Raw genomic sequence first — 25,596 nt, 5'->3', positions numbered from 1 at the left:
GTCCCCGGATGCGCGTCGCCCGTGCCCGCCCGGCCGCCGTGCGGCAGCTCGGCCCAGACGACACGCCCGGGGCCGTACCCGGATGTGTCGTGGGCGCCCCAGCCGCTGCACAGGGAGTCGACGAGAAAGAGACCGCGGCCGCCCTCACCTTCGCTCTCGTCGACGCCGGTGTGGTGCAGCTGTGGTCCCGTCGGTCCGTATCCCTGGTCCTCCACGGCTATCCGCAGATGTCCCTCGCCCTCGCGCAGCTCGCAGACGACCCGGTGGCCCGCCGCGTGCACGACCGCGTTCGTCACGAGTTCCGACACGACGAGGACCGCCGTCTCGCGGGTCGGCTCGTCCAGATCCCAATGGGCGAGCCGGTCCCGGGTGAGCTGTCTCGCACGGCCGACCGATTCGGCGTGGGCCGGCAACTGGAACCCGTAACGGCGGACGACGTTGCCGGGGCACAGGGCGATGAGCTGGGGGGTGAGCGCGTTACCAGGTGCCACGACCGATTCCTAACGGTGGGGGAGCAGCGGATGAGCGCGGGCCTCTCCCATGGCTGAGCGCGACAACCGCGTGTACTGGTTCACCGATCCACTCTCCACCCGCCGAGGACACTTGGCAAGTGGCACTCTGAAAAATTCAGAGTGCCGTGTTCTTCGTCCTGGAGGCATGGCAGACTGCTGCCAACTGTGCGTGGGGAGGTAGAAGTGAGTGAACCGCGGTCCGCCCCGACCGTGGGACAGGTCGTGCTCGGCAGACGTCTGCAAGATCTGCGTGAGCGCCGCGGCCTGAAACGCGAGGAGGCCGCCAGGCTTCTGCGGGTGGCTCCGGCGACGATCCGCCGGATGGAGACGGCCGAGGTCGCGCTCAAGGTCCCCTATGTGCAGCTGCTGCTCAAGGCGTACGGCATCCCGGACGACGAGGCCGACGCCTTCGTCGAACTCACCGAGGAGGCGAACAAGCCCGGCTGGTGGCAGCGCTTCCACGACATCCTGCCGGACTGGTTCAGCATGTACGTCAGCCTGGAGGGTGCCGCGGCGCTGCTGCGGGCGTACGAGCCGCACTTCGTCCCCGGACTCCTCCAGACCGAGGAGTACGCCCGGTCCGTCATGATCGCCGGGGCCGTGGGACAGGCCCAGCCGGACGACATCGAACGCCATGTGGCGCTCCGGATGGAACGCCAGTCACTGCTGACCCGTGAGAACGCGCCCAAATTCTGGGTGATCATGGATGAGACCGTGCTGCGCCGCCCCGTCGGGGACAGCCCGGACGTCATGCGCGGACAGATCGACCGGCTGCTCGAAGCCACCGCCCTGCCCCATGTGACGATCCAGATCGCGGAGTTCTCCAGCGGGCACCACCCGGGTACCTACGGGCCGTTCGTGATCTTCCGCTTCGCCGTACCGGAACTGCCGGACATGGTCTACAGCGAATACCTGACCGGCGCCGTATATCTCGATGCCCGTCCCGAAGTGGCCACCCATCTGGAGGTCATGGACCGGATGGCGGCTCAGGCCGCGACTGCACAACGCACGAAGGAGATCCTCAAGGATGTCCGCAAGGAGCTGTGAATGGATCCCATATACAACGGCATGCCCGCCGCCGACCTCGGCGCCGAGGGCTGGCACAAGCCGTGGAGCGGCGGTAACGGCGGCAACTGCATCGAGGCCATGAAGCTGGCCGACGGCAGAGTCGCCATGCGCCAGTCCGCCGATCCCGACGGGCCCGCGCTGATCTACACCACCAGTGAGATCGCCGCGTTCATCCAGGGAGCCAAGTCGGGTCAGGCGGACTTCCTGCTCACCTGATCCCGACCGTCTCAGCTGTACCGCCCCACCGTTCCGCCCATCGACCTGAGACCCAGGGAGCGCACATGACGGGGCCCGACCCGATCGACACCACCACGCCGCATCCCGCCCGGGTCTACGACTGGTTATTGGGCGGCTACTTCCTCTAAATAGAGTCTACCCAGGGAGCGGCTGACCAACCTCTCTGAGAGGTAAAGCCCCTGGTGAGACTGCATGATGAGGTACGCGTGGCGTGTCGGAGCTGCTCGAACCTCGCCCCTGTGGGCCATGCATCCACCGGACGTATCCGACAACGGGGAAGCGCGGCGTCGCAGCACTTTCAGGTGTGGTGCGGCGCCGCGCTATGTCCGGCCTGTCCAGACAGGAAAACCCCAGCTCACCGTGCTTATACCGGTGAACTGGGGCTGATGGGTGGAGAGTTGATCTAGGGTGTGGGTCAAGGGTCCCCGGGCACTAAGCCTGTCCGGGGACCCCCTAGCCCTCTTGGCGCCCGGAGGGATCTTCGTATGCCTCGGGGCGCGGGCGGTATGTCTCCCACGGGGAACGTGACTGGCTGGGTGTGTAGCGCCGCTTACCCCATTGCGACTCCGGCGGCGGATTGTCCCCCAGTGCGGGACTCTCGCCCCAAGCGCGGTAGCAGCGCACCAACCAATCACTTGCCTCTTTGCGCGTGTCCCACGACAGCTTGCGTCCGTGCAGTGAGCATGGCTGACGGAACGTCAGATCCATGATCACGTACCGTGTTGCTTCCTCTCGCACTTCGTAGCGATCCTGCGGCCCCCACCAACCCCCGGCAGTGCCACATGCGGCCAGCCAATCCCGCGCGGCCTTTCCGGTGCGGAACTTGAGCCGAACATTCCTTCCCGTCTCGTCGGGCAGGGAGCAGATCGCATCTCCCAGCAACTCGTCAGCGATCAGGTACGCGCCCGATAGCTTCGAGTACAGGACCCTGTATCGGGCCCGTGTTCCCCTGTGCAGTGTGTGATGTGCCATAGGCACAGCCTAAGACTCACCCTGGCTGGATTTCTACGAAAAGGGGACCATTGCGATCCTGCCAACTTCGGCCCTGCGCAATGTGATCAGCCCCTTCGCGCTGCATATTGGCTCGTAGCGGCGCCAAAACTGTCAGCAGAACGTGTGCCTGCGCGTCCGGGCTTTGAGTTCGTGTCGCCTGTCGCAAAGCGGCAGCGATGACGTTCGCGGCTGCGTCTGTGTCGGGCACCCGTTCCGTGCCTGCGCCGTGTCCCTCCAGTACCCATTTCACCGTGATCATGCGTTCATGCTGACACGGTCCGAGTGCGGCTGAGAGGTGTTGAGTCGCCTCAACCGGTTTGCTATTTGCTCTTGACGTTTGCTGGTGCACACGCACATGCTCGTGACTCATCAGGACGAGAGCCGGGCTAGTGAGCTGGCTTGGTGCTCGTCGTCGTGCGAGCCGAAGGGCTGAACATGCACAAGATCTATGGCAAGTTGGGCGCCGCGCTGGCTGCGGCGGTGGCTGTGCTGCTGGCCGTGGTGGGGGTGACTGCCTCGTCGGCGACTGCTGCGCCCGTGGCTGTTGGTGCCACTAGCGCAACCACCGTGGGTAGCAAGATCACTGCCGGTTCGAGCAAGTGGGTAGCTGTGAACGGGCTGCGGCTGCGCTCCACTCCGGGTTACGGGGGCTACGTCAAGGGGCTTCTCTACGACGGAGATCGCGTGTTCATCCGCGAGACGTTCACGTCGTCGTACCGGCTGTCGGGGTGGGTCGGCGTGGTCCTCAAGATCAAGAGCAAGGGTGGCTTGCCGAGGATGACGCGGGGCTACGTCTGGAAGTCCTACCTCGCATAATCGCCTCGCGGGTGGGTGCTCCTGGTGGTGACTGCCCGCTGTGAACGACGCGTGGTGCGGCCCCTCCCCTAGTCAGAGGGAGGGGCCGCACTGGCGTTGGCGGGCTGGTTGCTGGCTGGCGGGGGGTCGTGTTCGTGGCTGAAATCATCTAGCTTTGCTGTCGCAACGGCATTCGGATGTTTGGGGGACATGGTCATGAATGAGAGACGCAGAAGAGGGGCGGCAGGGAACGAACGGTGCGGTAGTGGCCTGCTGTGGCTGCCGGGGGAGGATTACGTAGGGGAGTGGCGCGCGGCGCGGGATGCGGTGGCGGAGATCAATGAGGCGCTGTCTGCGGCGGGGGTGGACGCGGGGGAGCTGTGGGCGGTGGCGAGCACGGATGGGGAAGGGCGGGCGGCTGTCCGGTTGCGGGCGACGCCTGCGGGGGCGCGTCTGGTGGCACGGGCGCTGCGGCGGGGTAGCGGGTGAACGGGCGGCGGCTGCCGAGCTGCTGGTGGGCACGTGGCCGGCGGGGCGGGCCGAGGCTTTGGGCGGGAGCTGCCATGGGGCGAGAGACCAGGGGGCCTTACGCTCCTGCGGCGAATCGGGCGGTCTGTGGACCTGCCCGCGTTTGCGTCCGATTGGCCCCCTGGTCTTGGAGGCTCGCCCCATGGTGGCTGCCTAAAGCCTCGGTCCGCCCTGCCGTCCACCCCTGGCCCACGGCGGGTGAACGGCGGCACCATGGACGGACGGACGGACGGACCGGGAAGGGGCTGTGATGGCGCGCAAGGGGAAGACCATCGGCCGGGTGCTGCGGAGCAAGGGGCGTGGGCGGGTCGCGGTCGAAGAGGACGGGCGGGGGCACCAGTGGGTGACCTGCTCCGGATGCGGCCGGGCGATCTACGCGCCCGGTCCCGGTTCCGCTGGAGCCAGGCAGCGGGAACACGCGGATACGTGCACACGTTGACGCCTCGGCCTGAAAGGGCTGTTGGGCGGGACGCTCGTCGGCCTTGGTACGACTCAGGCGCGGGCCTGGTGAAGGGCGGCGGGCGCGCGGCCGGGACCGGCCGTCAGGCCGCATGCCCGGCCGGGGGCGCCCGGCCGTCCGGCGCGCCGTAGGCGCGCCCTTGAGTAAGTAGAGAAAGGTTAGACCGGTCCCCGGCGCTTGGTGACCTTGGTCGGGCTGATGCGGTACGAGAGCTGGGCTTGGTCCGCGCTGATGCTCAGCTTCTCCAGAATCAGCGGGCGGCCGGTGGCTGTCGCAGTCACTCGGTACGTGATCAGGATCGGGCTGCTGTCGCTCATGCCGAGGGCTGCCCGCTCGTCGGGGCGTGGGCTGCGGGCGGTGACGCGCTCAGTCCAGGTGAGTTTGTGCCCTGCGGCGGCTAGTGCGTCGTAGATGGCGGTGGGTGCCATGTCGGGCGACTTCGCCAGTGCGGGCACCTCTTCGGCCGTGTCGAAGGGGATCAAGGTGCTGTGGCTCGCGCGGACCCTGGTTGCGCGGTCCGTCAGCAGACGCTCGGCAACAAAGACGGCTTCCTCGTCGCGGGCCAGTAGCTCGGCCTCAACTCCCGTGGCATGTCCTCGGGTGACGGCGGGATACTCCGCCTCGACGCCTTCCCAATCTTGCCCGTACCGCTGCCCCTGCTGCGTGATGGAACGGCCAACTACCGTTGCGGGAAGCCCTGTTGACCGCACGAAGGTGCCTCGGCCGTGCCTGCTCTCCACCAAGCCTCTTGCCCGCAGCTCTCCGACCGCTGCCCGCGCTGTGGGGCGTGAGATCCCAAAACGGGCCATTAGCCGAGTCTCGCTCGGGAGCAAAGATCCGGGCTCGTGCTGGCCTGCGGTGATTGCGCCGCTCAACGTGTCGGCCACCTGCATATAGATGGGGCTGGGACGAACGATGTCGCCTGCCATGTGTGCCTGCTCCCTGGGTGCTCCGCCTCGTGTTCGTCAGGATAAGTCCTGGACATCCAACGAGGGTCTGAGTCATGATTTGCACTCGTCCTGATAAGTCGCAGTTGCAAAGCCGCGGCTGGTTCGGATCGACTCAGAGAGGATGTGAGTACCTGTGCAGAACATCCCAGTTGACGTATCCCGCCTGGGGTCTTTGATGGTTGTGGTCCCTCCGGAACCGCGCGTCAACCAAGACACCGGGGAAGTTCGCAAGGATCGCGAAGGTAACGTGATCTACGTGGTGGGGCTGTCCGTTCGGCAGAAGGCCACTCGTCGCGCGGACGTGATCGAGGTAGCGACTCCGGGTGAACCTGCGGGCCTGGAAGAGGGCATGCGGGTGCACGTCAACGACTTGGTGGCGGTGGCCTGGGAGATCGACGGGCGCAAAGGAACCAGCTTTCGCGCGTCGACCGTGACCCCCGTCGCCATGTCGGCGGCGCCCTCCGCTCCTCCTTCGGGAACATCGGCGGGGCGGGGAAAGACGGCTTCGGGTGGTGGTGACCAGTGACGGCGGTGACCGAGCCTGACTGGGACTGGGAAGCCCTGTACGACCGGCTGACCAGCCTGGCGACCATCGCGCACATCATCGACTCCACGCCCCTCGACCGCGCCACGCGCCACGTGTCGCTGCAACGGCTCGTGCGCGACACCGATGAGGCGTCCAAGATGGCGGCGTTCATCCTGGCGCGGGAAGGGGGGACCCCCGCATGAGCAACGCTGATCCGGTCCGTCGCCTGATGCGTGACCTTCGGGTGCTGTCGGCCTGCGAATCGCTGCTGTCGGCGCTTCCGGCCGGTGACGCGGTGGACGGCGTACTTGCCCTGACGCTCCGTCATGCGACGACGGCCGCCGACTCCGCGCGAATAGTCCTCAAAGATCGACAGGAACGCCGTAGCGGGGGTGGTCGCTGATGCCATGGGAACTGATCATCTGGCTGATCTCCGCCGTGCTGTGCCTGGCGCTGATGTCCCAGTGGTGGTGGCAACCGCGCCTTCCTGACTGGATCGGGCGGGCGCAGAAGGGGCCATGGCTCTGGTACTTGGGCGGCTACCCGCTGACGGTCCTGCGCATGGTCGCCACGTGGCGCAAGCTGTGCCAAACGGCCGATCTATGCGTGGTGCGGCGCCCGCGCTACACCATGATCGGTAAGGACTCGATGGTTCGGGGGATGGCTCTGCGACCCCTTCCGCCTCGTCTGGGCCTGCCGCTGGTGACGCCCAACGGCCTGGTGGTGCGTGTGCATCTGCATCCTGGTCAGACCCCCAGGGAGTTCATCGCCAACGCTGATGCCTTCGCGCACGCCTGGCGGGTCCACATGGTCAAGGTGGTCTCACCCAAGCGCGGGCAAGTGTTGATCATCGCGACGGCCAGTGACCCGCTGACAGACTCCGCTGTGGGCGCGCTTGCCGATTGGCGGACGGTCTTGCCCCCCGCGCGTCTGCTGGCCGCGATCGTCGGCCGGACCGGTGAAGGCTCCGCATGGATCATGGACTTCCGCAAGGTGCCCCACTGGCTGATCGCCGGTGCCACACAGTCGGGAAAGTCAACACTGCTCTCCTCCCTGCTGACCGAACTGGGCGGCCAACCGGTTGGGCTGGTCGCCATCGATTGCAAAGGAGGCATGGAACTCTCCCTGTTCGCCCGTCGCCTGTCGGCGCTGGCCACCTCACGTGATGAGGCGGTGGTCCTGCTGTCCGCGCTCGTGACAGAGGTGGAGCGGCGCATGTACCAGTGCCGTAAGGCCGGTGTCCGCTCGGTCTGGGAACTGCACGATGACGTGCGACCGGTGCCCGTGGTGGTGATCGTGGATGAGATCGCGGAACTGTACCTGTCGGGCGGCTCGCTCACCGGACGGAAAGAGGCGGTGGAGTGCTCGACCCTGCTGCTTCGCCTCGCTCAGCTCGGCGCGGCGCTCGGCGTCCACCTGGTCGTCGCAGCACAGCGTTTCGGCTCAGACCTGGGGCCCGGTGCAACCGCGCTACGCGCTCAACTCGGCGGCCGTGTCTGCCATCGGGTCAACGATGAACAGACAGCAGAGATGACTCTCGGGGACCTCTCGCCCGACGCCGTGGCGGTCGCACAAGCCATCGGGGACGACGAACAGGGCGTCGCCGTGACCACGGTCGGCGGGCACTGGATGCGTACCCGCTCCGCCCTGGTCACCCCGGCTGCGGCACGCGAATACGCCGCGCGGGACGCACACCTGACACCCCACATCATCGGTGTCAGCAGCGCCCTGGAAACGGGAGGTGACGGGGAATGACAGTCCTGGCCTGGGGCATGTCGGAAGCTGCCGCGCTCCCTCTCGCGCTGGTCTTCCTGCTGGCAACCATCCTGCTCATCCGCTCGCGTGAAGTCGTCTGGTGGAGCGCGGGCCTGATCTTCCTGTGCGGCTTCTACATGAGCCAGACAGCCGCGTTCTACATGATCTCCGGCCTAGTTACCTGGCTCGTAGGGCGCCTACTCGGCTAATGCCGCAGACCACGGGGTGAACGATGCCTCACCGCTACGTCAGATGCCCGTACTGCCGACGTACTCGGCAACGCACAACCGGCGGCCACCTGCGGCGCTGCCGCTGCTGCCGCAACCCCCGCCGCGACCGCTGACCGTACGGCATTCACAACACAACGCCACAGTCACAACACAACACACTGCACCAGTCACAACACACCACTAGGGAGCTTTCCGCGTGATCCCCCTCTCCGATCCGTCGTCGGCAGTCCGCACGGCTGCCCCTCGTGGAAGGTCTCCGCCCGGCATGTACGCCACCACTGCTGAGGCGCGGCGCTCCGTCCTTGACCGGTCGGCGCGTCTGCGCCTTCTCTCTGAAACAGACCGTGACCTCATACGCCTTGTCCAAGAGCCCGGATTCCCTCGCTGGCTCGACCAGATCAAGGCCACCGGTGGATGCGCCCACCCCGTCTACCTGTCCGGCCACACCACTACCCACGATGCCGACACCGGGGCCGTGCTGCGGCAGTACGACACCACCGACGAACCGGGCGGGCGCCTCGCCGTACGCTGCCGCAACCGCCGTTCCTCTCGCTGCGGTCCCTGCTCCCGGCTCCATGCGGGAGACACCTTTCACCTGATGCGCGCGGGCCTGACAGGCGGCAAGAGCGTGCCCGACGCGGTCACCACTCACCCCCGGCTGTTCGCCACCCTGACAGCCCCCTCCTTCGGCCCGGTCCATCGCACCACCCCGGACGGCGGCCCCTGTCGTCCCCGCCGTGACGGCGGTCGCTGCGAGCACGGGCGCCATGTCGGCTGCGGCCTCATCCACGCTGACGACGATCAGCAAGTGGGCCGACCCTTGTGCCCGGACTGCTACGACTACACCGGTCACGTGCTGTGGCACGCCCATGCTGGGGAACTGTGGAACCGCACTTGCCGGGCGATCCGGCGTCACCTCGCCACGGCGGCCGGCATACGCCAATCCCGGATAAGTGATCACCTGCGGCTAAGCTTTGCCAAGGTCACGGAGTACCAACGGCGCGGCGCCGTGCACTTCCATGCCGTGATCCGCCTCGACGGCCCGGACGGTCCCAACACCCCTCCGCCCGACTGGGCTACACCCCAACTGCTTGCTGACGCGGTCCGCTCCGCTGCGGCCCTGGTGGACGTCCCCATGCCCTACATGCCTGGCCTTGGCGAGCACGTGTTCCGCTGGGGCGAACAACTCGACGTACGGCCCATCCGTTCCGGCTTCGCCAACGGCGGCCCCCTCACCGATGAGGCCGTGGCAGCGTACGTCTCCAAGTACGTGACCAAGAGCGTGGGAGACGCCTCGGGCGGCATCGACTACCCGATACGAACTCGGGAAGCCCTTGACCTGGACCTAGTGCCCGTGTCGGCCCACCTGCGGGCCCTGATGGGCTCCTGCTGGCGTCTGGGCGGCCTTCCGGGGCTGGAACACCTCCGGCTGCGCACGTGGGCTCACACGCTCGGCTACCGGGGTCACATCCTCACCAAATCCCGCCGCTACTCGACCACGTACGGGGAGCTGCGCGCGGCACGCGCCGAACACGCACGCGACCGCTCGGTTCCGGCGCTGAACACCGCCAGCGCGGTCACCTTGTCGGCATGGCGGTACGTCGGCTCGGGCCATACCTCCGGCGCGGCCCTGATCGCTGCTGGCATCGCCCAAGACCTCGCCATTCTGCGGGACCTCAGACGCGAGAAAGGATCGACGAAATGGGGACCTGATGACTGAGCCCGTGGGCTGGTTCCACTTCGACCCTCCGGCCGGTGACCTAGCAGGGGGAACGCCTCATTGGCGCGTCACCACTGATGACCCGGAAGTCGCGAGAAACGTGTCACGCATCCTGGGTGGCAAGTTTCAGAAAAAGGAAGCTCCTTTCATAGGTCAACTGGAAGTGCGTACGGAGTCGGCGACTGTAGATATCATTGTCGAATCGGTAACGGATACCATCGCTTTCCGGTTGGCATCGTTCACAGATCTCGGTTCTTTCGGAATTTATTTTCGAGCCTGGAAACTGAGAGAAGTAATGGGAGACGTGGAAGAGGAATTCGGGAGAATTGGCGGAATGGGTCGAGGTTTGCTAACTGTCGAGCCAATGGATGTCGTGGCTTTGAATGGCATGATCCTTCGCTATGCTCGGCCAATGCTGACCGTGTTCCCGACATAGGCGTCGACGCAAAAAAGCCCCGGAAAGCGTGTTGGCTTTCCGGGGCTCCCGTGTGTGAATCAGGTCGACTCGTTCGAATCCTCCTGGTGGTGGGTGTATGGATTGGCGCCTGTGATGGCGACTCGTTCTTTTGCTCCCGCTGGGTAGAGCTTCACCTTGATTGAGAACTTCGCAAGCATTTCGCGCTTCTCTGCGTTGCCTGTGGCTGCGTGCCATTCATCTGCAACCGTCTTTCCCGTCGGGACCATCTGAATCCCTGACGGTTTCTCCGGAAGCTTCTTAAGTTTAGTAATCTCATCGCCCATGCGTTGATACTCCCTCCGGTACCAATCGGCGTCATCCGGTGAGTCATAGAGTCCCGCTGTGCGGTCTTCCCTCAAGCGGCTCCGATTCTTGTTCAGTTCTGTGATACGCGCCCCATGCCGTGTGCCGGGGATGAACTCCTTCCGCATCACTTCGGCGCTCCCGTACCGGGCGAGGAACCATTCCTCTGCGTGTCCGTCCAGAAGATGCATGAGCATGAACGGGGCGGGGCTGCAATGTTGCGACGTTGCGATTCCCTTTACGCGTGCCGTACATCCGTAGGCGATTTTGTGCGACGGACCTGCGGTGTACAGGCGGACGCCACACACTCCGCACTCCGATAGACCAGCCGTCAACATGTGCACAGTCCTAGGTGCTCGGGGTGCGCCGCCCCATTTTGGAGCTGTCTTGGCGATTAGTGCATCGCGCGTCTCGCTGCTCCAAAGTCCTTCTGCGAGTTTGATGGGTTCTCCGTCATCTCCTAGAACTGGCTTTTCGGAGTGCATGAGATATCCCAGGCTCGCCTCGCCCGTGAGGATTGTGAGAACTGTCCTAGCGGTCCAGAGTGATCCCCTAGCCTTTCCGCCGTACATGACTCTGCGGTAATCGGCTGGCGAAGGTACTTTCTCTCGGTTGAGTCGTGCTGCCTCGGTTGCGGCAGTGATCAATCCTGTCTCGTCTGTAAGAATGCGCCTCGCGATATTGCGGGCGTTCTGTGCGGACTTCTCGCTGATCGCCATGTGGTCGATTTTCCCTTTGGCGGTCAGTCGAATGAAGTGATACCCGTAGGCGGCGGCATTTGTCTTTGTCCCTGCCTTCCTTGCCCTTACCGTCTCGTCGCGGTTACGGGTGCGAATCTGTCGGTGCTCCATCTGAGCGCCCAGAGCTTTGAATGTCAGTTCGTTCTCTTGGTTCGGATCGTCAAGATCCCAAATTCCCGGATGATCGGCCGTTACCAACACTCGGCCTTGTTCATGATTGTTGTAAGCCGTATTCAGGACGTCCCGGACGTTCCTTCCGATACGGTCGACGGCAGAACCGACGATGCCGTCGTAGTCTCCTTTCTCGCCTCGCAACCACGGGCCCAACTTCGGACGTGAGAATGGGTCTGTTGCCCCGGACACCTCCCAGTCATCGGCCCACCCGATGATGTGGCCTCCCACTGCTTCCGCTGCTGACAGGATCTGACCTGCCTGCTTCACCGGTGAGTTGGTGCTGTCCTTTTTCCTCGACAGACGGCGCACGGCGACGAAGCACTTGCCGCATCCGTCGTACGGTGTTGTCTCCACATCTACGTTCATTCCCGCCACGACCCCTCGTGTCACTCTCGCGTGACTACATTTGGCGGAAGTAGCTGGGCGGAAAGGACAACTATCCGGTGGACGAGGAGATGGCACGCGGCCTCGTCGCCCTGGACGCCCGCGCTCCCGAGATGGCCCGGGTCAACAGGGCGTTCATGCACCGGGCCGTCCGGTGGCTCGTCACCGTCGGCGGGGTGCGCCAGTTCCTCGACATCGGCACGGGGATTCCCACCGAGCCCAACCTGCACCAGATAGCGCAGGGGGCCGCTCCCGAGTCCAGGGTCGTCTACACGGACAACGACCCGATCGTGCTGCGCCACGCCGAGGCCCTGCTGCGCTCCACGCCGCAGGGCGTGACGGAGTACGTCCAGGCCGATGTGCGCGAACCCGAGGCCATCATCGAGGCGGCGGCCAAGGTCCTGGACCTGGAGCGGCCGGTGGCGCTCTCGCTCGTCGCGCTGCTGCACTTCGTCTCCGACGAGGACGGCGCGTACGAACTGGTGCGCCGGCTGCTGGCCCCGCTGCCGTCCGGCAGCTATCTGGTCCTCTCCCACGCCACGGGGGACTACGACCGGAGCAGCGCGGACCGGGCGACGCGGATGTACCGGGAGCGGGGGCTGACGCTCGCCATGCGCTCCCGCGAGGAGTTCACCGCCTTCTTCCGGGGGCTCGAACTCGCCGAGCCCGGTATCTCGCTGGCCGCCGACTGGCACCCCGGACTCGGGGAGCCCGTCCCGGTCCCCGGCGACGGTCCCGTCCCGGGGTACGTGGGCGTGGCACGCAAGCTCTAACCGAATCACGGGGGCGCGGCGTCGCAGCACTTTCAGGTGCGCTGCGGCGCCGCGTGTTTTCTCCCGGGTCGGGTTCGGGCGTCAGGCGCCCACGCGCCGCTTGTTCCAGACGTCGAAGCCCACCGCGGCCAGCAGCACCAGGCCCTTGATGACCTGCTGGTAGTCGGTGCCGACGCCCACCAGCGACATGCCGTTGTTCAGCACGCCGAGCACCAGCCCGCCGATGATCGCGCCGAACACCGTGCCGACCCCGCCGCTCATCGACGCGCCGCCGATGAACGCGGCGGCGATGGCCTCCAGTTCGAAGTTGATGCCCGCCTGCGGCACACCCGCGTTCAGCCGGGCCGCGTAGACCACCCCGGCCAGCGCCGCGAGCACCCCCATGTTGACGAAGACCAGGAACGTGACGCGCTTGTCCTTGACCCCGGACAGCTTCGCCGCCGCCTGGTTGCCGCCCAGCGCGTACACATGACGGCCGATCACGGCGTTGCGCATCACATAGCCGAAGCCGATCAGCAGCGCCGCGAGCAGCAGCAGGACCACCGGCACGCCCCGGTAGCTGGCCAGCGTCATCGTGAAGGCGAGGACGGCGGCGGCGAGCGCCACGCACTTGAGGACGAAGAGGTTGAGCGGCAGCACCTCCAGCTCGTACTGCTGCTGCCTGCGCCGGTCCCGGAACTCCTGGAACAGCGCGAAGGCCAGCAGCGCGAGCCCCATCAGCACGGTCAGGTTGTGATAGTTCGTGCTGGGGCCGACCTCGGGCAGATAGCCGGTGGAGATCTTCTGGAAGCCCTCGGGGAACGGGCCGAGCGAACGCGATCCCAGGAAGATCTGCGTACCGCCGCGGAAGAGCAGCATCCCGGCCAGTGTGACGATGAACGACGGGATGCCGACGTACGCGATCCAGAAGCCCTGCCAGGCCCCGGCGATCGCCCCGATCAGCAGCCCGAGGATCAGCGCCAGCACCCAGGGCATGTCGTGTTCGACCATCATCACCGCGCAGGCCGCGGAGACGAACGCGGCCAGCGAGCCGACCGAGAGGTCGATGTGGCCCGCGATGATGACGATCATCATGCCGATGGCCAGCACCAGGATGTAGCTGTTCTGGAGCACCAGATTGGTGACGTTGTTCGGCTTGAGGAGCACACCGTCGGTCCATATCTGGAACAGGACGACGATCAGGCCGAGCGCGATGAGCATGCCGTACTGCCGCATGTTGCGGCGTGCGGCCTCCAGCAGCAGCTCCCCGGTGGCCGAGCGCCCCGCGGGCGGCTTCGGCGGGGAGTCCTTCGGTGTGTCGCCCTTCGGCGTGTCGGTGGTGACCGGACCCATGTCGACTACCTCGTGTTCTTGGTCATGTGGCGCATCAGGACTTCCTGGGTCGCTTCAGCGCGCGGGATCTCACCGGTGAGCCGGCCGGCCGCCATCGTGTAGATGCGGTCGCACATGCCCAGCAGCTCGGGGAGTTCTGAGGAGATGAAGATGACGGCCTTGCCCTCGGCGGCGAGCTTGTCGATGACCGTGTAGATCTCGTACTTCGCGCCCACGTCGATACCGCGCGTGGGCTCGTCGAGGATCAGCACATCGGGCCCCGCGAAGATCCACTTGCTGAGGACGACCTTCTGCTGGTTGCCCCCCGACAACCGGCCGACCTGCTCGAAGACCGTCGGGGCCTTGATGTTCATGCTCTTGCGGTACGACTCGGCGACCCGGCTCTCCTCGTGCTCGTCGACGATGCCGCGCCGGGACACCTTGGACAGCGCGCTCAGGCTGATGTTGCGGCCGATCGTGTCGATGAGGTTGAGCCCGTAGTGCTTGCGGTCCTCGGTGACGTACGCGATGCCGTGCTCGACCGACTCCGGCACCGTACGGGTACGGATCTCGCGGCCGTCCTTGACCACCGTGCCGCTGATGTTGCGGCCGTAGCTGCGCCCGAAGACGCTCATCGCCAGCTCGGTGCGGCCCGCGCCCATCAGCCCGGCGATCCCCACGATCTCGCCCCTGCGGACCTGGACCGAGACCCCGTCCACGACCTTGCGCTGCTGGTCGATCGGGTGGTGCACCGTCCAGTCGCGTACTTCGAGCGCCGGATGCGCCCCCGGCTCGCCCTCGTAGGGGGTGCGGTCGGGGAAGCGGTTGTCGAGGTCGCGGCCCACCATGCCCCGGATGATCCGGTCCTCGGTCGTGGACTCCGCCCGTACGTCGAGGGTCTCGATGGTCCGGCCGTCCCGCAGGATGGTGACCGAGTCGGCCACCTCGGAGATCTCGTTGAGCTTGTGCGAGATGATGATCGAGGTGATGCCCTGTTCCTTCAACTCCTTGATCAGGCGCAGCAACTGGGCGCTGTCCCCGTCGTTGAGAGCCGCCGTCGGCTCGTCCAGGATCAGCAGCTTCACCTTCTTGGCGAGCGCCTTCGCGATCTCCACGAGCTGCTGCTTGCCGACGCCGATGTCGGCGACCCGGGTCTGCGGATGCTCGTTCAGACCCACCCGCTTGAGCAGGGCGGCGGCGTGCTTCAGCGTGTCGTTCCAGTTGATGAAGCCGCGGCCGGCGTGCTCGTTGCCCAGGAAGATGTTCTCGGCGATCGACAAGTAGGGCACCAGGGCGAGTTCCTGATGGATGATCACGATGCCCTGGGCCTCACTGGCCTTGATGTCCTTGAACGCGCACGGGGCGCCGTCGAAGAGGATCTCTCCCGAGTAACTCCCGTGCGGATGAACGCCGCTGAGCACCTTCATCAGGGTGGACTTGCCCGCGCCGTTCTCGCCGCAGACCGCGTGCACCTCGCCCCGCTCGACCGTGAGGCTGACGTCGGAGAGGGCCTTGACCCCGGGGAAGGTCTTGACGATGGAACGCATCTCCAGGACCGCGGCGGCCGGCGTACGGGACGCGGCCGCGGCGGCTGGTGCGGAGGCTCCGCTCACTTCAGGTCACTCGCCTTGATGTAGCCCGAGTCCACCAGCTCCTTCTGGTAGTTGGACTTGTCCACGCCGACCGGCTTGAGCAGATAGGCCGGGACGACCTTCGCCTCGTTGTCGTAGGTCTTCTCGTCGTTGACCTCGGGCTTCTTGTCGTGCAGCACCGCGTCCGCCATCTGCACGGCCCGCTCGGCCAGCAGCCGGATGTCCTTGTAGACCGTCATGGTCTGCCGCCCCGCGATGATCGACTTCACCGAGGCGATCTCCGCGTCCTGCCCGGTGACCAGCGGGTAGGGCTTGGCCTTGGTCCCGTAGCTGTCGGATTTCAGCGACGACAGGATGCCGATCGAGATGCCGTCGTACGGCGAGAGCACCGCGTCCACCCGCTGCGAGCTGTACGCCTTGGTGAGCAGGTTGTCCATCCGCTTCTGCGCGGTCCCGCCGTCCCAGCCCAATGTGGTGATCTGGTCCAGCCGGGTCTGGTTGCTCCTGACGACGAGCTGCTTCTTGTCGATGTACGGCTTGAGCGTCTTCCACGCGCCGTCGAAGAAGTAGCGGGTGTTGTTGTCGTCCGGCGAACCCGCGAACAGTTCGATGTTGAACGGGCCCTTCTCGCTGCCGTCCTTCAGACCGAGCTTGTCGACGAGGTACTCGGCCTGGAGCACCCCGACCTTCTCGTTGTCGAACGACGCGTAGTAGTCGACGTTCTTCGTGCCGAGGATCAGCCGGTCGTAGGAGATGACCTTGATGTTCTGGTCGGCGGCCTGCTGGAGCACATCGCTCAGCGCCTTGCCGTCGATGGCCGCGACGACCAGCACGTCCACGCCCTTGGTGATCATGTTCTCGATCTGGGCCACCTGTTGGGCAACGTTGTTCTCGCCGTACTGGAGGTTGGTCTTGTACCCCAGCTTCTTGAACTGCGCGACCATGTTGTCGCCGTCGGCTATCCAGCGCTCCGACGACTTGGTGGGCATGGCGATGCCGATGGTGGCGTCCTTGGGGTCCTTGGCGCCCTCCTTGCTGCCGCCTTCGCCGCTCTGCCCGCAGGCGGCGAGGGAGAGAACCAGGGACACGGCGGTGACGGCGAGTGCGGCTCGACGGGTTCGCATGGGTGCATCAGTCCTTGTCATGGGTCACGGAAAAGCGGTTGAGCGGTCCCGGCAGCCGGGAACCGAGCGGCGACATTCCGCCGTCGGCCCCGTGCCGGGCGAGCAGATCGAGCACGAGCCTGCCGCGGCGGACCCGCTCGCGGGCACTGCTCAGGGCAGTCTCGCGAAACTGGGCTCCGTAGGGATAGATGCCGGGGGCCTTGGAAAGGCCGAACTTGAGATAGAGCGGGGCGCCGCGCCGGATCAACTCGGCGGCCTCGTACATCCGGACGTAGCCGCCGAGGTCGTCGGGCGCCTCGATGTAGAGGTCCATGGGCGCGCGGCTGACCCGGCGGATCTCGGTGAAGTGCGCGAGCGCCAGGTCCGAGGGGATGTTGACCGAGTCGGCGCCCAACTGCTCGAACACGGCGTACGACGCCGGGTTGACCGGGCCGATCAGCGCCGACACCTTGAAGGTGGTGTCGGCGGGCAGCACGCCGCGCTCGCGCAGCCGGTGCAGGGTCCACAGCACCCCCTCGTCCGCGACGAGCAGGCACTTCACCCCCAGCTCGGTGGCGCGCGCGGCGTCCTCCACACAGCCCGCCAGCGCGTCGTGGCCCCGGGCGCGCAGCCCCGCGCCGCGGGAGTCCGTACGGGTGGAGGCACCGATGTCCCAGGTACCGCGCGGCCCGGTGAACAGGCACAGCTCGATGTCGCGGGAAGCGCAGGCGTCGACCATCTCGGTGATGTCGGCGTCGGAGAGCATCCAGACACCGCTGCCCTGGCTGATGCGGTGGACGGGCACATCGAGCCTGGCGGACTCCTTGAGCACCTCAGCGAGGCACTCCGGGCCCTCCACGGAGGGGACTTCGGTACGCCAGGTACCGCCGTCGGGGAAGGCGTGCGGGGAGGTGTCCGCGGGGTCGAGGTCGGGCGCGGCCAGCCCGAGCGCGGCGAGCGCCTGCGCGCCGGGGCGGCGGGGGGCGGGGGCGGAAGCTTCGGTCACGGACGAGTCCTTCGGTTCAGTGATGCGCGTGGTCGTGGTGCGGAAGGCGATGGACGAGCGGCGGGCGACGAGCGGCGGTGCGGGGCGGGCGCACGGTCAGGGGCGCAGCAGCACCTTTCCCGTCCCCGCGTCGCCGCCGCCGACCAGCGCGACGGCCTCGCCGAACCGCTCCAGCGGGAACTCGTGGGTGATGAGCGGCGCCGGGTCCAACAGGCCGGTGGTGAAGGCCCGTACAGCGTAGGACCAGGCGGCGGACGGCGCGCCGAAGACGCTGCGCACCGTCAGCTGATGCAGCGACAGATGCACCGGGTCGATCCCGGTGGCCCCGGGGGTGAACATCCCGGTGAGCACCACCCGGCCGCCCCGCCGGGCCAGCAGACACGAGGAGGCGGCGGTGGCGGGCGCCCCGGCCGTCTCCACGACCAGGTCGTAGCGCCCGTGCAGCTCCTTGGCCTCCTCCGGGGTTCCCGCTCCGGTCGCCCCGAACTCCCTTGCCTGCTCGGTCCGTCGGGCCCGCGGGTCGATCACGGTCAGCTCACCGGGGGAGGAGGCCGCGAGCAGCTGTACGGCGAGCAGCCCCAGGGTGCCGGCGCCGACCACGGCGATCCGCTCGCCCGGCTCGGGCCGCCCGGCCCGTACCGCCGCGGCGACCACCGCGGCGGGCTCCAGCAGGGCGGCGGCGCGCAGATCGGCGTCGTCGGCCAGCGGGTGCAACAGCCGCGCGGGGACCACGACATGGTCGGCGAAGGCGCCGGGCACGGTGAAGCCCGTCTCCTCGTAGCCGCCCTCGCACAGCGAGGTCTCGCCCTCCCGGCACCGGTCGCACGCCCCGCAGGCGCGGAAGCCCTCCGCGACCGTACGGCGGCCGATCAGCTCGCTGCCGACCCCGGCGCCCACCGCGTCCACGGTCCCGGCCCACTCGTGACCGGGCGTCACCGGGTAGCGCACATAGGCCGCGTCGCGCCGGCCGTCGTACACCTCGCGGTCGCTCATGCAGATCCCGGCGGCGGCGACCCGTACCCGTACCTCACCGGGGCCCGGCACCGGCTCGGGGCCCGTCACCAGCCGGTGGACACCGGGCCGCTCGACGACGACCGACCGACCGCTCACCGGCCGGCCTTCGGATCGCGCTTCTCCCAGCCCTCGGCCCACAGGTCGAACCGCGCCCGCTGCTGCGGGAATTCGGCTGCCGCGTCCACGTCGAACTCGACGCCGAGGCCCGGCGCGTGCGAGATCTCGAAGCAGCCGGTCTCCGGGTCGACCTGCGGGGCGCCCTTGACGACCTTCTTGATCTCCGCGTCCGCGAAGTCGTTGAAGTGCTCAAGGATCTTGAAGTTCGGCGTGCAGGCGGCCACTTGGAGACTCGCTGCGGTCAGCACCGAACCGCCGACGTTGTGCGGCGCGATCAGCGTGTAGTGCGTCTCGGCGGTCGCGGCCAGCTTCCTGGTCTCCAGGATGCCGCCGATGTGGCCCACGTCCGGCTGGATGATGTCGGCGGCCTGCGACTCGAACAGCTCGCGGAACTCGATCCGGTCGTGGATGCGTTCGCCGGTGGCCACCGGCAGATCCACCCGCTCGGCCACCTTCGCCAGCGCCTTGAGGTTCTCCGGCGGCACCGGCTCCTCCAGCCAGGCCGGGGCGTACGGGGCCATCTCGCGTGCGAGCCGGATGGCGGTCGACGGGCTGAACCGCCCGTGCATCTCCAGCATCAGCTCGGCCTCGGGCCCGATCGCGTCCCGTACCGCCTCGATCAGCGCCACCGCGTCATTGCTCGCCGCCCGGTCCAGCTCGAAGTGGCCGGTCCCGAACGGGTCGATCTTCAGGGCCCGGTAGCCGCGCGCCACCACGGCCTGGGCCGCCTTGTGGTACGCGTCAGGGGTCCGCTCGGTGGTGTACCAGCCGTTGGCGTACGCCTTGACCCGGTCGGTGACCTTGCCGCCGAGCAGCTGCCAGACCGGCACGCCCAGGGCCTTGCCCTTGATGTCCCAGCAGGCCATCTCGACGACCGCGATCCCCGACATGACGATCTCGCCGGCCCGCCCGTAGTCGCCGTACTTCATCCGGCGTACGAGGTCCTCGACCGAGAACGGGTCGGAGCCCTTGATGTGGTTGGCCTCGGCCTCCCGCAGATAGCCGATGAGCGCGTCTGTTCTGCCGAGCATCCGCGTCTCGCCGACTCCGGTGAGACCATCGTCGGTATGGACCAGGACGTAGGTGAGGTTACGCCACGGCGTACCGACGACATGCGTGCTGATTCCCGTAATGCGCAAGGCGATGTCCCTAGGGTGCGTTCGAAATTTCGTCACACGTTCGAAATCGTGGCGTGACCGTATTCAGGCTCTCCGAGGGGTGTCAATGGGTAGTGCACCGGTTAGCCTGTGTTCGTCATCTCGGCCGACGGCCGAAGTACCGAACAAGAGGGGTGGGTGGTCGGTCGTGGGTCGCCTGGTCCCCGCGGTGACGCGGGCCCTGGACATACTCGAACTCTTCCTGGAGGGCGACGGCACGCTCTCCGCGCCCGACGTCATCCGCAGACTCCAGCTGCCGCGCACCACCGTGCACGAACTGCTCACCACGCTCGCGGCCCGTTCCTATCTGGCCGCCGTCCCCGGCCAGCCCGGCCGCTACCGGCTCGGGGTGCGCTCCTACCAGCTCGGCAGCCGCTACGCCGAGCAGCTCGACCTCGCCGCCGAGGGCCGGGCGGTCGCCCGCGAGATCGCCGAGACCTGCGACGAGACCGTCCATGTCGCCATTCTGGAGGACACCGACGTCATCTACATCGCGAAGGTGGACTCCACCCACGCGGTCCGGATGGTCTCCGCCGCCGGGCGCCGGCTGCCCGCCCACTGCACCTCGGTCGGCAAGATGCTGCTCGCCTCGCTGCCCCAGGACGACCTCGATCTCCGTATGGCCGACCACGAGTTCGTCGCGATGACGCCCGCCAGCCTGACCGAACCCGAAGCGCTGCGCGCGGAGCTGACCGGCATCAGGGAGCGCGGCTTCGCAGTCGAGCACCGCGAGTCCAACCCCGATGTGAGCTGCGTGGCCGCGCCGGTACGCGACCGGGTCGGCCGGGTGGTCGCCGCCCTGTCCATCTCCGTACCGATGATTCGCTGGAGCGACGAGCGCGAAGTAGAACTCGCCCAGCTCGCCGTCAAGGGCGCGGGCGCGCTCTCCGCGCGGCTGGGACACCGGGGCCGCCACTGAACGCGGCCGGGACGCGGGGGACAATGGCGCCATGGCCCGTCGCACCTCCCGTACCGTCCGCACCACCCGCCGCGCCGTCGGCGCCGTCACCGCCGACTCGCCCTGCCCCTGCGGGCAGAGCGCCCCGCACGGGCGGAGCGCCCCGTACGGCGAGTGCTGCGGGCGGTTCCACACCGGCTCGGCCGCGGCGCCGACGCCCGAGACGCTGATGCGCTCCCGCTACAGCGCCTTCGCCGTGCTCGACGCGCCGTATCTGCTGCGCACCTGGGCCCCCGCCACCCGGCCCGCGCGGCTGGAACTCGACCCGGGGACGCGCTGGACCGGTCTGGAGATCGTGGAGACCACGGAGGGCAGCGCGTTCCACACCACCGGGACCGTCACCTTCCGCGCGCGCTTCCGGGAGGACGGCCGGGACGGCGAACTGCTGGAACGCAGCCGGTTCGAGCGGCACGAGGGCGCCTGGGTCTACGTGGACGGCACCTTCCCCGAGTGACCGGCGCGTGACCGGCGAGCGGCCGACGCGGCGGCTGACGCGCGGTCGGCGCGCGGTCGGCGTGGAGGCTGACGCAGGCTCGACGCGGTCGGCGCGAGATCAGCCCGTGGTCGCGCGCGTGGCCCCCGACGGCCGCAGCCCGTGACCGCCCGGCAGATCGTGCGCCAGATCCTCGGCGAGCAGCCGCTTCGCGATCGCGTCCGCGGCGTCGCGCAGCTCGCGGTCGCTCGGCCGCCCCCGGTCGGCCTCCAGCCGCTCGCTCAGCCAGCGCCCCCAGGCCCCGGCGATCACGCCGGCCTCACGCCGTCCCGCCTCCGTGTGCGAGAGCAGATTGCCGGTCCGGCTCAGATACCCCTCCTGGACCATCCGGTCGAAGACCGGCAGCAGCACCTCGGGCGGGATCCGGTGGCGTCCGGCGATCAGCCCCAGACTGGCGTGGCCGACCATCCGGGTGAACAGCTCGACCTGCATCACGGCCCACGCCCCGGCCGTGTCCAGCCGCGTGTCGGAGGACGCGAGGATGCCGCGCGCCTCCTCCTTGTGCGTGGAGCGCAGGATCTTGCCCACGGACAGCTCCAGCAGCCGCGCCGAGTCGCCCGAGCCCGGCGACGCGAACCCCTCGCCCATGTCGGTGGAGCCGGCCCGCGCCGAGTCGCGCAGCTTCACCTGCTTGAGGAAGAGGGCCACCACGAACCCCAGCAGCGCCACCGGGACCGTCGCCAGGAACACCGTGTGCAGCGAGTCCGCGTACGCCTGGATCACCGGCCCCGACTGCGCGGCGGGCAGCCGGTGCAGCCCCTGCGGGCTCTGCGCCGCCTTCGCGACGGCCGCCGGATCGGCGCCCGCGCCCGCCGCCCGCACGGCCTCGGCCATACCGGTGCGCAGCCGTGGCTTGAGGGAGTTGGCGTAGATCGTGCCGAAGACGGCGGTGCCGAAGGCGCTGCCCAGCGTACGGAAGAAGGTGACCCCGGAGGTGGCCGTGCCGAGGTCCGCGTACTCGACGGTGTTCTGCACGGCGATCGTCAGCACCTGCATGGAGAGCCCGATCCCCAGCCCCAGCACGAACATGGCCGCCGACTCGCGCCACACCCCGGAGCCGGGCCCCATCCGTGACAGCAGATACAGCCCGACCGCCATCACCAGCGAGCCGACGATCGGGAACAGCCGGTAGGAGCCCGTCCTGCTGACCACGTTGCCGCTGAAGACCGAGGCGATCAGCAGGCCGATCACCATCGGCAGCGTACGGACGCCGGAGATCACCGCCGAGTCGCCGTCGACGTACTGGAGATACGTCGGCAGGAACGTCATCGCGCCGAGCATCGCGAACCCCACGATGAAGCTCAGCACCGAACAGACCGCGAAGACCGGGGTACGGAACAGCCGCATCGGCAGCATCGGTTCGGCCGCGCGCGTCTCCACCAGGCAGAACAGCGCCAGCGCGACGATCCCGCCGGCGAAGAGTCCCAGGATGACGGGGGACCCCCACGCGTACTGGTTGCCGCCCCAGCTCGTCGCCAGGATCAGCGCGCTCGCCCCCACGGCCACCAGCGCGATGCCCGGATAGTCGATGGCGGGCCGGGACACCGACTTGACGGACGGGATGGTGCGGGCGGCGGCGATCACCACGGCGATCGCGATCGGCACATTGATGTAGAAGCACCAGCGCCAGCTCAGATTGTCCGTGAAGACCCCGCCGAGCAGCGGCCCCACCACCGTGGCGACACCGAACACCGCTCCGATCGCGCCCTGGTACTTGCCCCGTTCGCGCAGCGGGATGACATCGGCGATGAGCGCCATCGCCGTGACCATCAGCCCGCCGGCCCCGATGCCCTGGAGTGCGCGCCAGGAGATCAGCAGCGTCATGTCGGTCGCCAGACCGCAGAGGAACGAACCGGTGATGAAGATGATGGCCGAGATCTGGAAGATCAGTTTGCGGCCGAAGAGATCACCGAACTTGCCGACCAGGACGGTGGCGACGGTCTCGGCGAGCAGATACGAGGTGACCACCCACGACATGTGCGCCGCGCCGCCCAGGTCCGAGACGATCGTCGGCAGCGCCGTACCGACGATCGTCTGGTCCAGCGCCGCGAGCAGCATGCCGAGCATGATCGTGGCGAAGACGACGTTCCGCTGTCGCTTGTCGAGCACGGGCGGCGCGGGAGCCGAAGCGGGGGGCCTGGTCACGCTGGCAGTCGTCATCTCCGCACCGTCACACCCCTTGCGGCGGTACGCATGCGGGGGCGGCCAGACCGGTGAGAGAACGTTCAACCGGGTTTACGGAGCCGAGGCGCGGCCGGGTCCCGGCGTACGGCTCGGCTGTTCTACGGCTCGACGGCTCTACGGCTCCACGGCCGTGCCCGCCCGCCCCGCGCCGACCTGCGCGGCACAAGTGGGCACCGGCGCCTCGGCCAGCACGCCGCGCATGTCGCGCACCGCCTGCCAGGTGCCCCGCCAGGTGCCGGTCACCTTGGACTTGCCCGCGCGCGGCAGATACGGCACGTCCCGTTCCGTGACGCGCCAGCCCGCGTCGGCGGCCCGTACGACCATCTGGAGCGGATAGCCGCTGCGCCGGTCGGTCAGCCCCAGACCGAGCAGCGCCTCCCGGCGCGCCGCCCGCAAGGGGCCCAGATCGCGCAGCCGTACCCCGGTCCTGCGGTACGTCATCCGGGACAGCGCCAGATTCCCGGCCCGCGCGTGCGGCGGCCAGGCGCCCCGGGTCTGCGGCCTGCGCCGGCCCAGGACGAGATCGGCCCGGCCCGCCGCCACGTCCGCGACGAAGGCGGGCAGCAGCCCGGGGTCCAGGGACGCGTCGCAGTCGCAGAAGCAGACGAACTCGGCCTCGGCGGCGAGCAGTCCGGCGTGGCAGGCCGCCCCGAAGCCGCGCCGGGGCTCACGCACCACCGTCGCGCCGAGCCCGGCCGCGATCTCCGGCGATCCGTCGGAGGAGCCGTTGTCCACGACGATCGCGCGCCAGCCGGCCGGGATGCGCTCCAGCACCCAGGGCAGGGCGAGGGCCTCGTCGAGGCAGGGAAGCACGACGTCCACCGTGGTGGGGGTCGAATGGGTCATGTCCAGCACCGTCCGAATTCCGAAGCCGACAAAACGACAAAGACAGAGGCAGAGCCAAAGACAGAGACAGAGGCGAGCGACCGGCGCCCCCCGCGGCTCAGGAACCGGCGGCCACCGGTCGCTGTCCCGCCCGCGCGAACTCCGTCATGCCCGCCTCGAACGCGACGGCGGGCCGCCAGCCCAGCTCCGTCCGCAGCCGCCGCGACGACGCCGTGATGTGCCGGACGTCGCCGAGCCGGTACTCGCCGGTGACCACGGGGTCGGGGCCGCCGTGCGCCGCCGCCAGCGCCGCCGCCATCTCGCCCACCGTGCGCGGGTCACCGCTGCCGGTGTTGAACGCGGTCAGCGCGCCCGCCTCCCGCTCCCGTACGGCGGTCAGCGCCAGCGCGTTGGCCGCCGCCACATCCCGTACGTGGACGAAGTCCCTGCGCTGGCCGCCGTCCTCGTAGACCCGGGGCGCCTCCCCGCGCGCCAGCGAGGAGCGGAAGAACGACGCGACTCCCGCGTACGGCGTGTCGCGCGGCATTCCCGGCCCGTACACGTTGTGGTAGCGCAGCGAGAGGGCCCGGCCGCCGGTGGCCCGCGCCCAGGCCGCCGCCAGATGCTCCTGGGCCAGCTTGGTCGCCGCGTACACATTGCGCGGATCGGTGGCCGCCTCCTCGCCGATCAGCCCCGGCGCCAGCTCCGCGCCGCAGCGCGGACAGCCGGGCTCGAACCGGCCGGCCGCCAGATCGGCCGCCGTCCGTGGCCCCGGCGCGACCCGCCCGTGCAGCGGGCAGTCGTAACGGCCCTCGCCGTACACGACCATCGACCCGGCCAGCACCAGATCCCGTACGCCCGCCGCCGTCATGCCCGCGAGCAGCGTGGCCGTGCCCAGGTCGTTGCAGCCCACGTAGGCGGGCGCGTCGGCGAAGTCCTTGCCGAGCCCCACCATCGCCGCCTGATGACAGACCGCGTCCACCCCGCGCAGGGCGCCCGCCACGGCCGCCTCGTCCCGTACGTCCGCGTGGATCCACTCGGCCCCGGGCGGCCGGGACGGCGGTACGGGATGGGCCGAGGGGAGCAGGGCGTCCAGGACCACGGGCTGATGGCCGAGCGCGGTGAGAGCCGCGACGATGTGCGAGCCGATGAAGCCCGCGCCTCCGGTGACGAGTACACGCATGGGGCGACGTTAAGCGCGCCGGGGCCCGGGCCGCGGGTCACGCGCCGG

General features: G+C 68.3%; 24 protein-coding genes and 2 pseudogenes. 13 read left to right on the top strand and 13 right to left on the bottom strand.

The features are described 5' to 3' along the window. Window positions 1–35 precede the first annotated feature (35 nt). Window positions 36–491 (bottom strand): annotated as a pseudogene (locus OG627_RS04710) (ATP-binding protein); the annotation flags it as partial. A gap of 204 nt (window positions 492–695) precedes the next feature. Here OG627_RS04710 and OG627_RS04705 point away from each other — a divergent pair. Then, window positions 696–1,559, top strand: coding sequence for a helix-turn-helix domain-containing protein (locus OG627_RS04705; protein ID WP_329061703.1), 864 nt, complete (start codon window positions 696–698; stop codon window positions 1,557–1,559). Further along, window positions 1,560–1,796, top strand: a complete 237-nt coding sequence (locus OG627_RS04700) for a DUF397 domain-containing protein (protein WP_329061701.1) — start codon at window positions 1,560–1,562, stop codon at window positions 1,794–1,796. It begins immediately after the preceding gene. Between the two features lie 1,009 nt (window positions 1,797–2,805). Here OG627_RS04700 and OG627_RS04695 read toward each other — a convergent pair. Beyond that, a complete protein-coding gene (locus OG627_RS04695) occupies window positions 2,806–3,069 on the bottom strand; it encodes a hypothetical protein (RefSeq protein WP_329061699.1) in 264 nt (87 codons plus the stop codon). Between the two features lie 143 nt (window positions 3,070–3,212). Here OG627_RS04695 and OG627_RS04690 point away from each other — a divergent pair, with 143 nt between their 5' ends. Further along, complete coding sequence (locus OG627_RS04690) at window positions 3,213–3,626, top strand: hypothetical protein (protein WP_329061697.1); 414 nt, start codon at window positions 3,213–3,215, stop codon at window positions 3,624–3,626. A gap of 1,125 nt (window positions 3,627–4,751) precedes the next feature. Here OG627_RS04690 and OG627_RS04685 read toward each other — a convergent pair. After that, complete coding sequence (locus OG627_RS04685; RefSeq protein WP_329072361.1) at window positions 4,752–5,486, bottom strand: GntR family transcriptional regulator; 735 nt, start codon at window positions 5,484–5,486, stop codon at window positions 4,752–4,754. A gap of 190 nt (window positions 5,487–5,676) precedes the next feature. Between OG627_RS04685 and OG627_RS04680 the strand changes: the two genes are divergently transcribed. From OG627_RS04680 to OG627_RS04650, 7 genes are all read left to right on the top strand, one after another. Continuing rightward, window positions 5,677–6,069 (top strand): SCO3933 family regulatory protein, encoded by a 393-nt coding sequence (locus tag OG627_RS04680; protein ID WP_329061695.1) that lies wholly within the window; start codon window positions 5,677–5,679, stop codon window positions 6,067–6,069. Window positions 6,070–6,074: 5 nt separating this feature from the next. Then, window positions 6,075–6,272 carry a hypothetical protein gene (locus OG627_RS04675; protein ID WP_329061692.1) on the top strand — a complete coding sequence of 66 codons (198 nt, stop codon included), beginning with the start codon at window positions 6,075–6,077 and terminating at the stop codon, window positions 6,270–6,272. Next, complete coding sequence (locus OG627_RS04670; protein WP_329061690.1) at window positions 6,269–6,472, top strand: hypothetical protein; 204 nt, start codon at window positions 6,269–6,271, stop codon at window positions 6,470–6,472. The genes OG627_RS04675 and OG627_RS04670 overlap by 4 nt, the downstream gene beginning before the upstream one ends. Continuing rightward, on the top strand, window positions 6,472–7,824 hold the full coding sequence (locus OG627_RS04665; RefSeq protein WP_329061688.1) for an FtsK/SpoIIIE domain-containing protein: 1,353 nt from the start codon (window positions 6,472–6,474) through the stop codon (window positions 7,822–7,824). The genes OG627_RS04670 and OG627_RS04665 overlap by 1 nt, the downstream gene beginning before the upstream one ends. Next, the gene (locus OG627_RS04660; RefSeq protein WP_329061686.1) at window positions 7,821–8,033 is read left to right on the top strand and encodes a hypothetical protein; all 213 of its coding nucleotides are present in this window, start codon (window positions 7,821–7,823) and stop codon (window positions 8,031–8,033) included. The genes OG627_RS04665 and OG627_RS04660 overlap by 4 nt, the downstream gene beginning before the upstream one ends. Window positions 8,034–8,319: 286 nt before the next feature. Continuing rightward, window positions 8,320–9,774, top strand: coding sequence for a replication initiator (locus OG627_RS04655; protein WP_329061684.1), 1,455 nt, complete (start codon window positions 8,320–8,322; stop codon window positions 9,772–9,774). Next, window positions 9,767–10,210 (top strand): hypothetical protein, encoded by a 444-nt coding sequence (locus OG627_RS04650; RefSeq protein ID WP_329061682.1) that lies wholly within the window; start codon window positions 9,767–9,769, stop codon window positions 10,208–10,210. The genes OG627_RS04655 and OG627_RS04650 overlap by 8 nt, the downstream gene beginning before the upstream one ends. A 59-nt stretch (window positions 10,211–10,269) precedes the next feature. Here OG627_RS04650 and OG627_RS04645 read toward each other — a convergent pair whose 3' ends face one another. Continuing rightward, window positions 10,270–11,814 (bottom strand): recombinase family protein, encoded by a 1,545-nt coding sequence (locus OG627_RS04645; protein ID WP_329061680.1) that lies wholly within the window; start codon window positions 11,812–11,814, stop codon window positions 10,270–10,272. A gap of 53 nt (window positions 11,815–11,867) precedes the next feature. On the opposite strand from OG627_RS04645, the pseudogene OG627_RS04640 reads away from it, so the two are divergent. Further along, window positions 11,868–12,605: pseudogene (locus OG627_RS04640) on the top strand (SAM-dependent methyltransferase); the annotation flags it as partial. Window positions 12,606–12,686: 81 nt separating this feature from the next. Here the strand turns inward: OG627_RS04640 and mmsB are convergent. The 6 genes from mmsB to OG627_RS04610 form a co-directional block, all read right to left on the bottom strand. After that, a complete protein-coding gene (gene mmsB, locus OG627_RS04635; RefSeq protein ID WP_329061678.1) occupies window positions 12,687–13,937 on the bottom strand; it encodes a multiple monosaccharide ABC transporter permease in 1,251 nt (416 codons plus the stop codon). Between the two features lie 5 nt (window positions 13,938–13,942). Beyond that, window positions 13,943–15,529 (bottom strand): multiple monosaccharide ABC transporter ATP-binding protein, encoded by a 1,587-nt coding sequence (mmsA, locus tag OG627_RS04630; protein WP_443073414.1) that lies wholly within the window; start codon window positions 15,527–15,529, stop codon window positions 13,943–13,945. Next, window positions 15,526–16,632: a multiple monosaccharide ABC transporter substrate-binding protein gene (gene chvE, locus OG627_RS04625; RefSeq protein ID WP_329061676.1), complete on the bottom strand. Its 1,107-nt coding sequence runs from the start codon at window positions 16,630–16,632 to the stop codon at window positions 15,526–15,528. Before chvE ends, mmsA begins: the two co-directional genes overlap by 4 nt. A gap of 7 nt (window positions 16,633–16,639) precedes the next feature. After that, entirely contained in the window at window positions 16,640–17,617 is a 978-nt protein-coding gene (locus tag OG627_RS04620) for a hypothetical protein (RefSeq protein ID WP_329061675.1), read from the bottom strand. A gap of 96 nt (window positions 17,618–17,713) precedes the next feature. Next, window positions 17,714–18,727: a zinc-dependent alcohol dehydrogenase gene (locus OG627_RS04615; protein ID WP_329061673.1), complete on the bottom strand. Its 1,014-nt coding sequence runs from the start codon at window positions 18,725–18,727 to the stop codon at window positions 17,714–17,716. Further along, window positions 18,724–19,887, bottom strand: coding sequence for a mandelate racemase/muconate lactonizing enzyme family protein (locus tag OG627_RS04610; RefSeq protein WP_329061671.1), 1,164 nt, complete (start codon window positions 19,885–19,887; stop codon window positions 18,724–18,726). The genes OG627_RS04615 and OG627_RS04610 overlap by 4 nt, the downstream gene beginning before the upstream one ends. Window positions 19,888–20,053: 166 nt before the next feature. Here OG627_RS04610 and OG627_RS04605 point away from each other — a divergent pair, with 166 nt between their 5' ends. Both OG627_RS04605 and OG627_RS04600 read left to right on the top strand, forming a co-directional pair. Beyond that, a complete protein-coding gene (locus tag OG627_RS04605; RefSeq protein WP_329061669.1) occupies window positions 20,054–20,824 on the top strand; it encodes an IclR family transcriptional regulator in 771 nt (256 codons plus the stop codon). Window positions 20,825–20,855: 31 nt separating this feature from the next. Continuing rightward, the gene (locus tag OG627_RS04600) at window positions 20,856–21,317 is read left to right on the top strand and encodes a YchJ family protein (RefSeq protein ID WP_329061667.1); all 462 of its coding nucleotides are present in this window, start codon (window positions 20,856–20,858) and stop codon (window positions 21,315–21,317) included. A gap of 99 nt (window positions 21,318–21,416) precedes the next feature. Here the strand turns inward: OG627_RS04600 and OG627_RS04595 are convergent, their stop codons facing one another. The 3 genes from OG627_RS04595 to OG627_RS04585 form a co-directional block, all read right to left on the bottom strand. Further along, window positions 21,417–23,516, bottom strand: a complete 2,100-nt coding sequence (locus tag OG627_RS04595) for an MDR family MFS transporter (protein ID WP_329061665.1) — start codon at window positions 23,514–23,516, stop codon at window positions 21,417–21,419. 138 nt (window positions 23,517–23,654) lie between these two features. Next, window positions 23,655–24,386 (bottom strand): glycosyltransferase family 2 protein, encoded by a 732-nt coding sequence (locus tag OG627_RS04590; RefSeq protein WP_329061663.1) that lies wholly within the window; start codon window positions 24,384–24,386, stop codon window positions 23,655–23,657. A gap of 97 nt (window positions 24,387–24,483) precedes the next feature. Beyond that, window positions 24,484–25,548, bottom strand: a complete 1,065-nt coding sequence (locus OG627_RS04585) for an NAD-dependent epimerase/dehydratase family protein (RefSeq protein WP_329061662.1) — start codon at window positions 25,546–25,548, stop codon at window positions 24,484–24,486. Window positions 25,549–25,596 lie beyond the last annotated feature (48 nt).

The organism is Streptomyces sp. NBC_01429 (genome assembly GCF_036231945.1).
In the GTDB taxonomy this organism is placed as follows: domain Bacteria; phylum Actinomycetota; class Actinomycetes; order Streptomycetales; family Streptomycetaceae; genus Streptomyces.
Note: the sequence above shows the minus strand (reverse complement) of the source record. Positions and strands in the feature narration are given on the sequence as shown.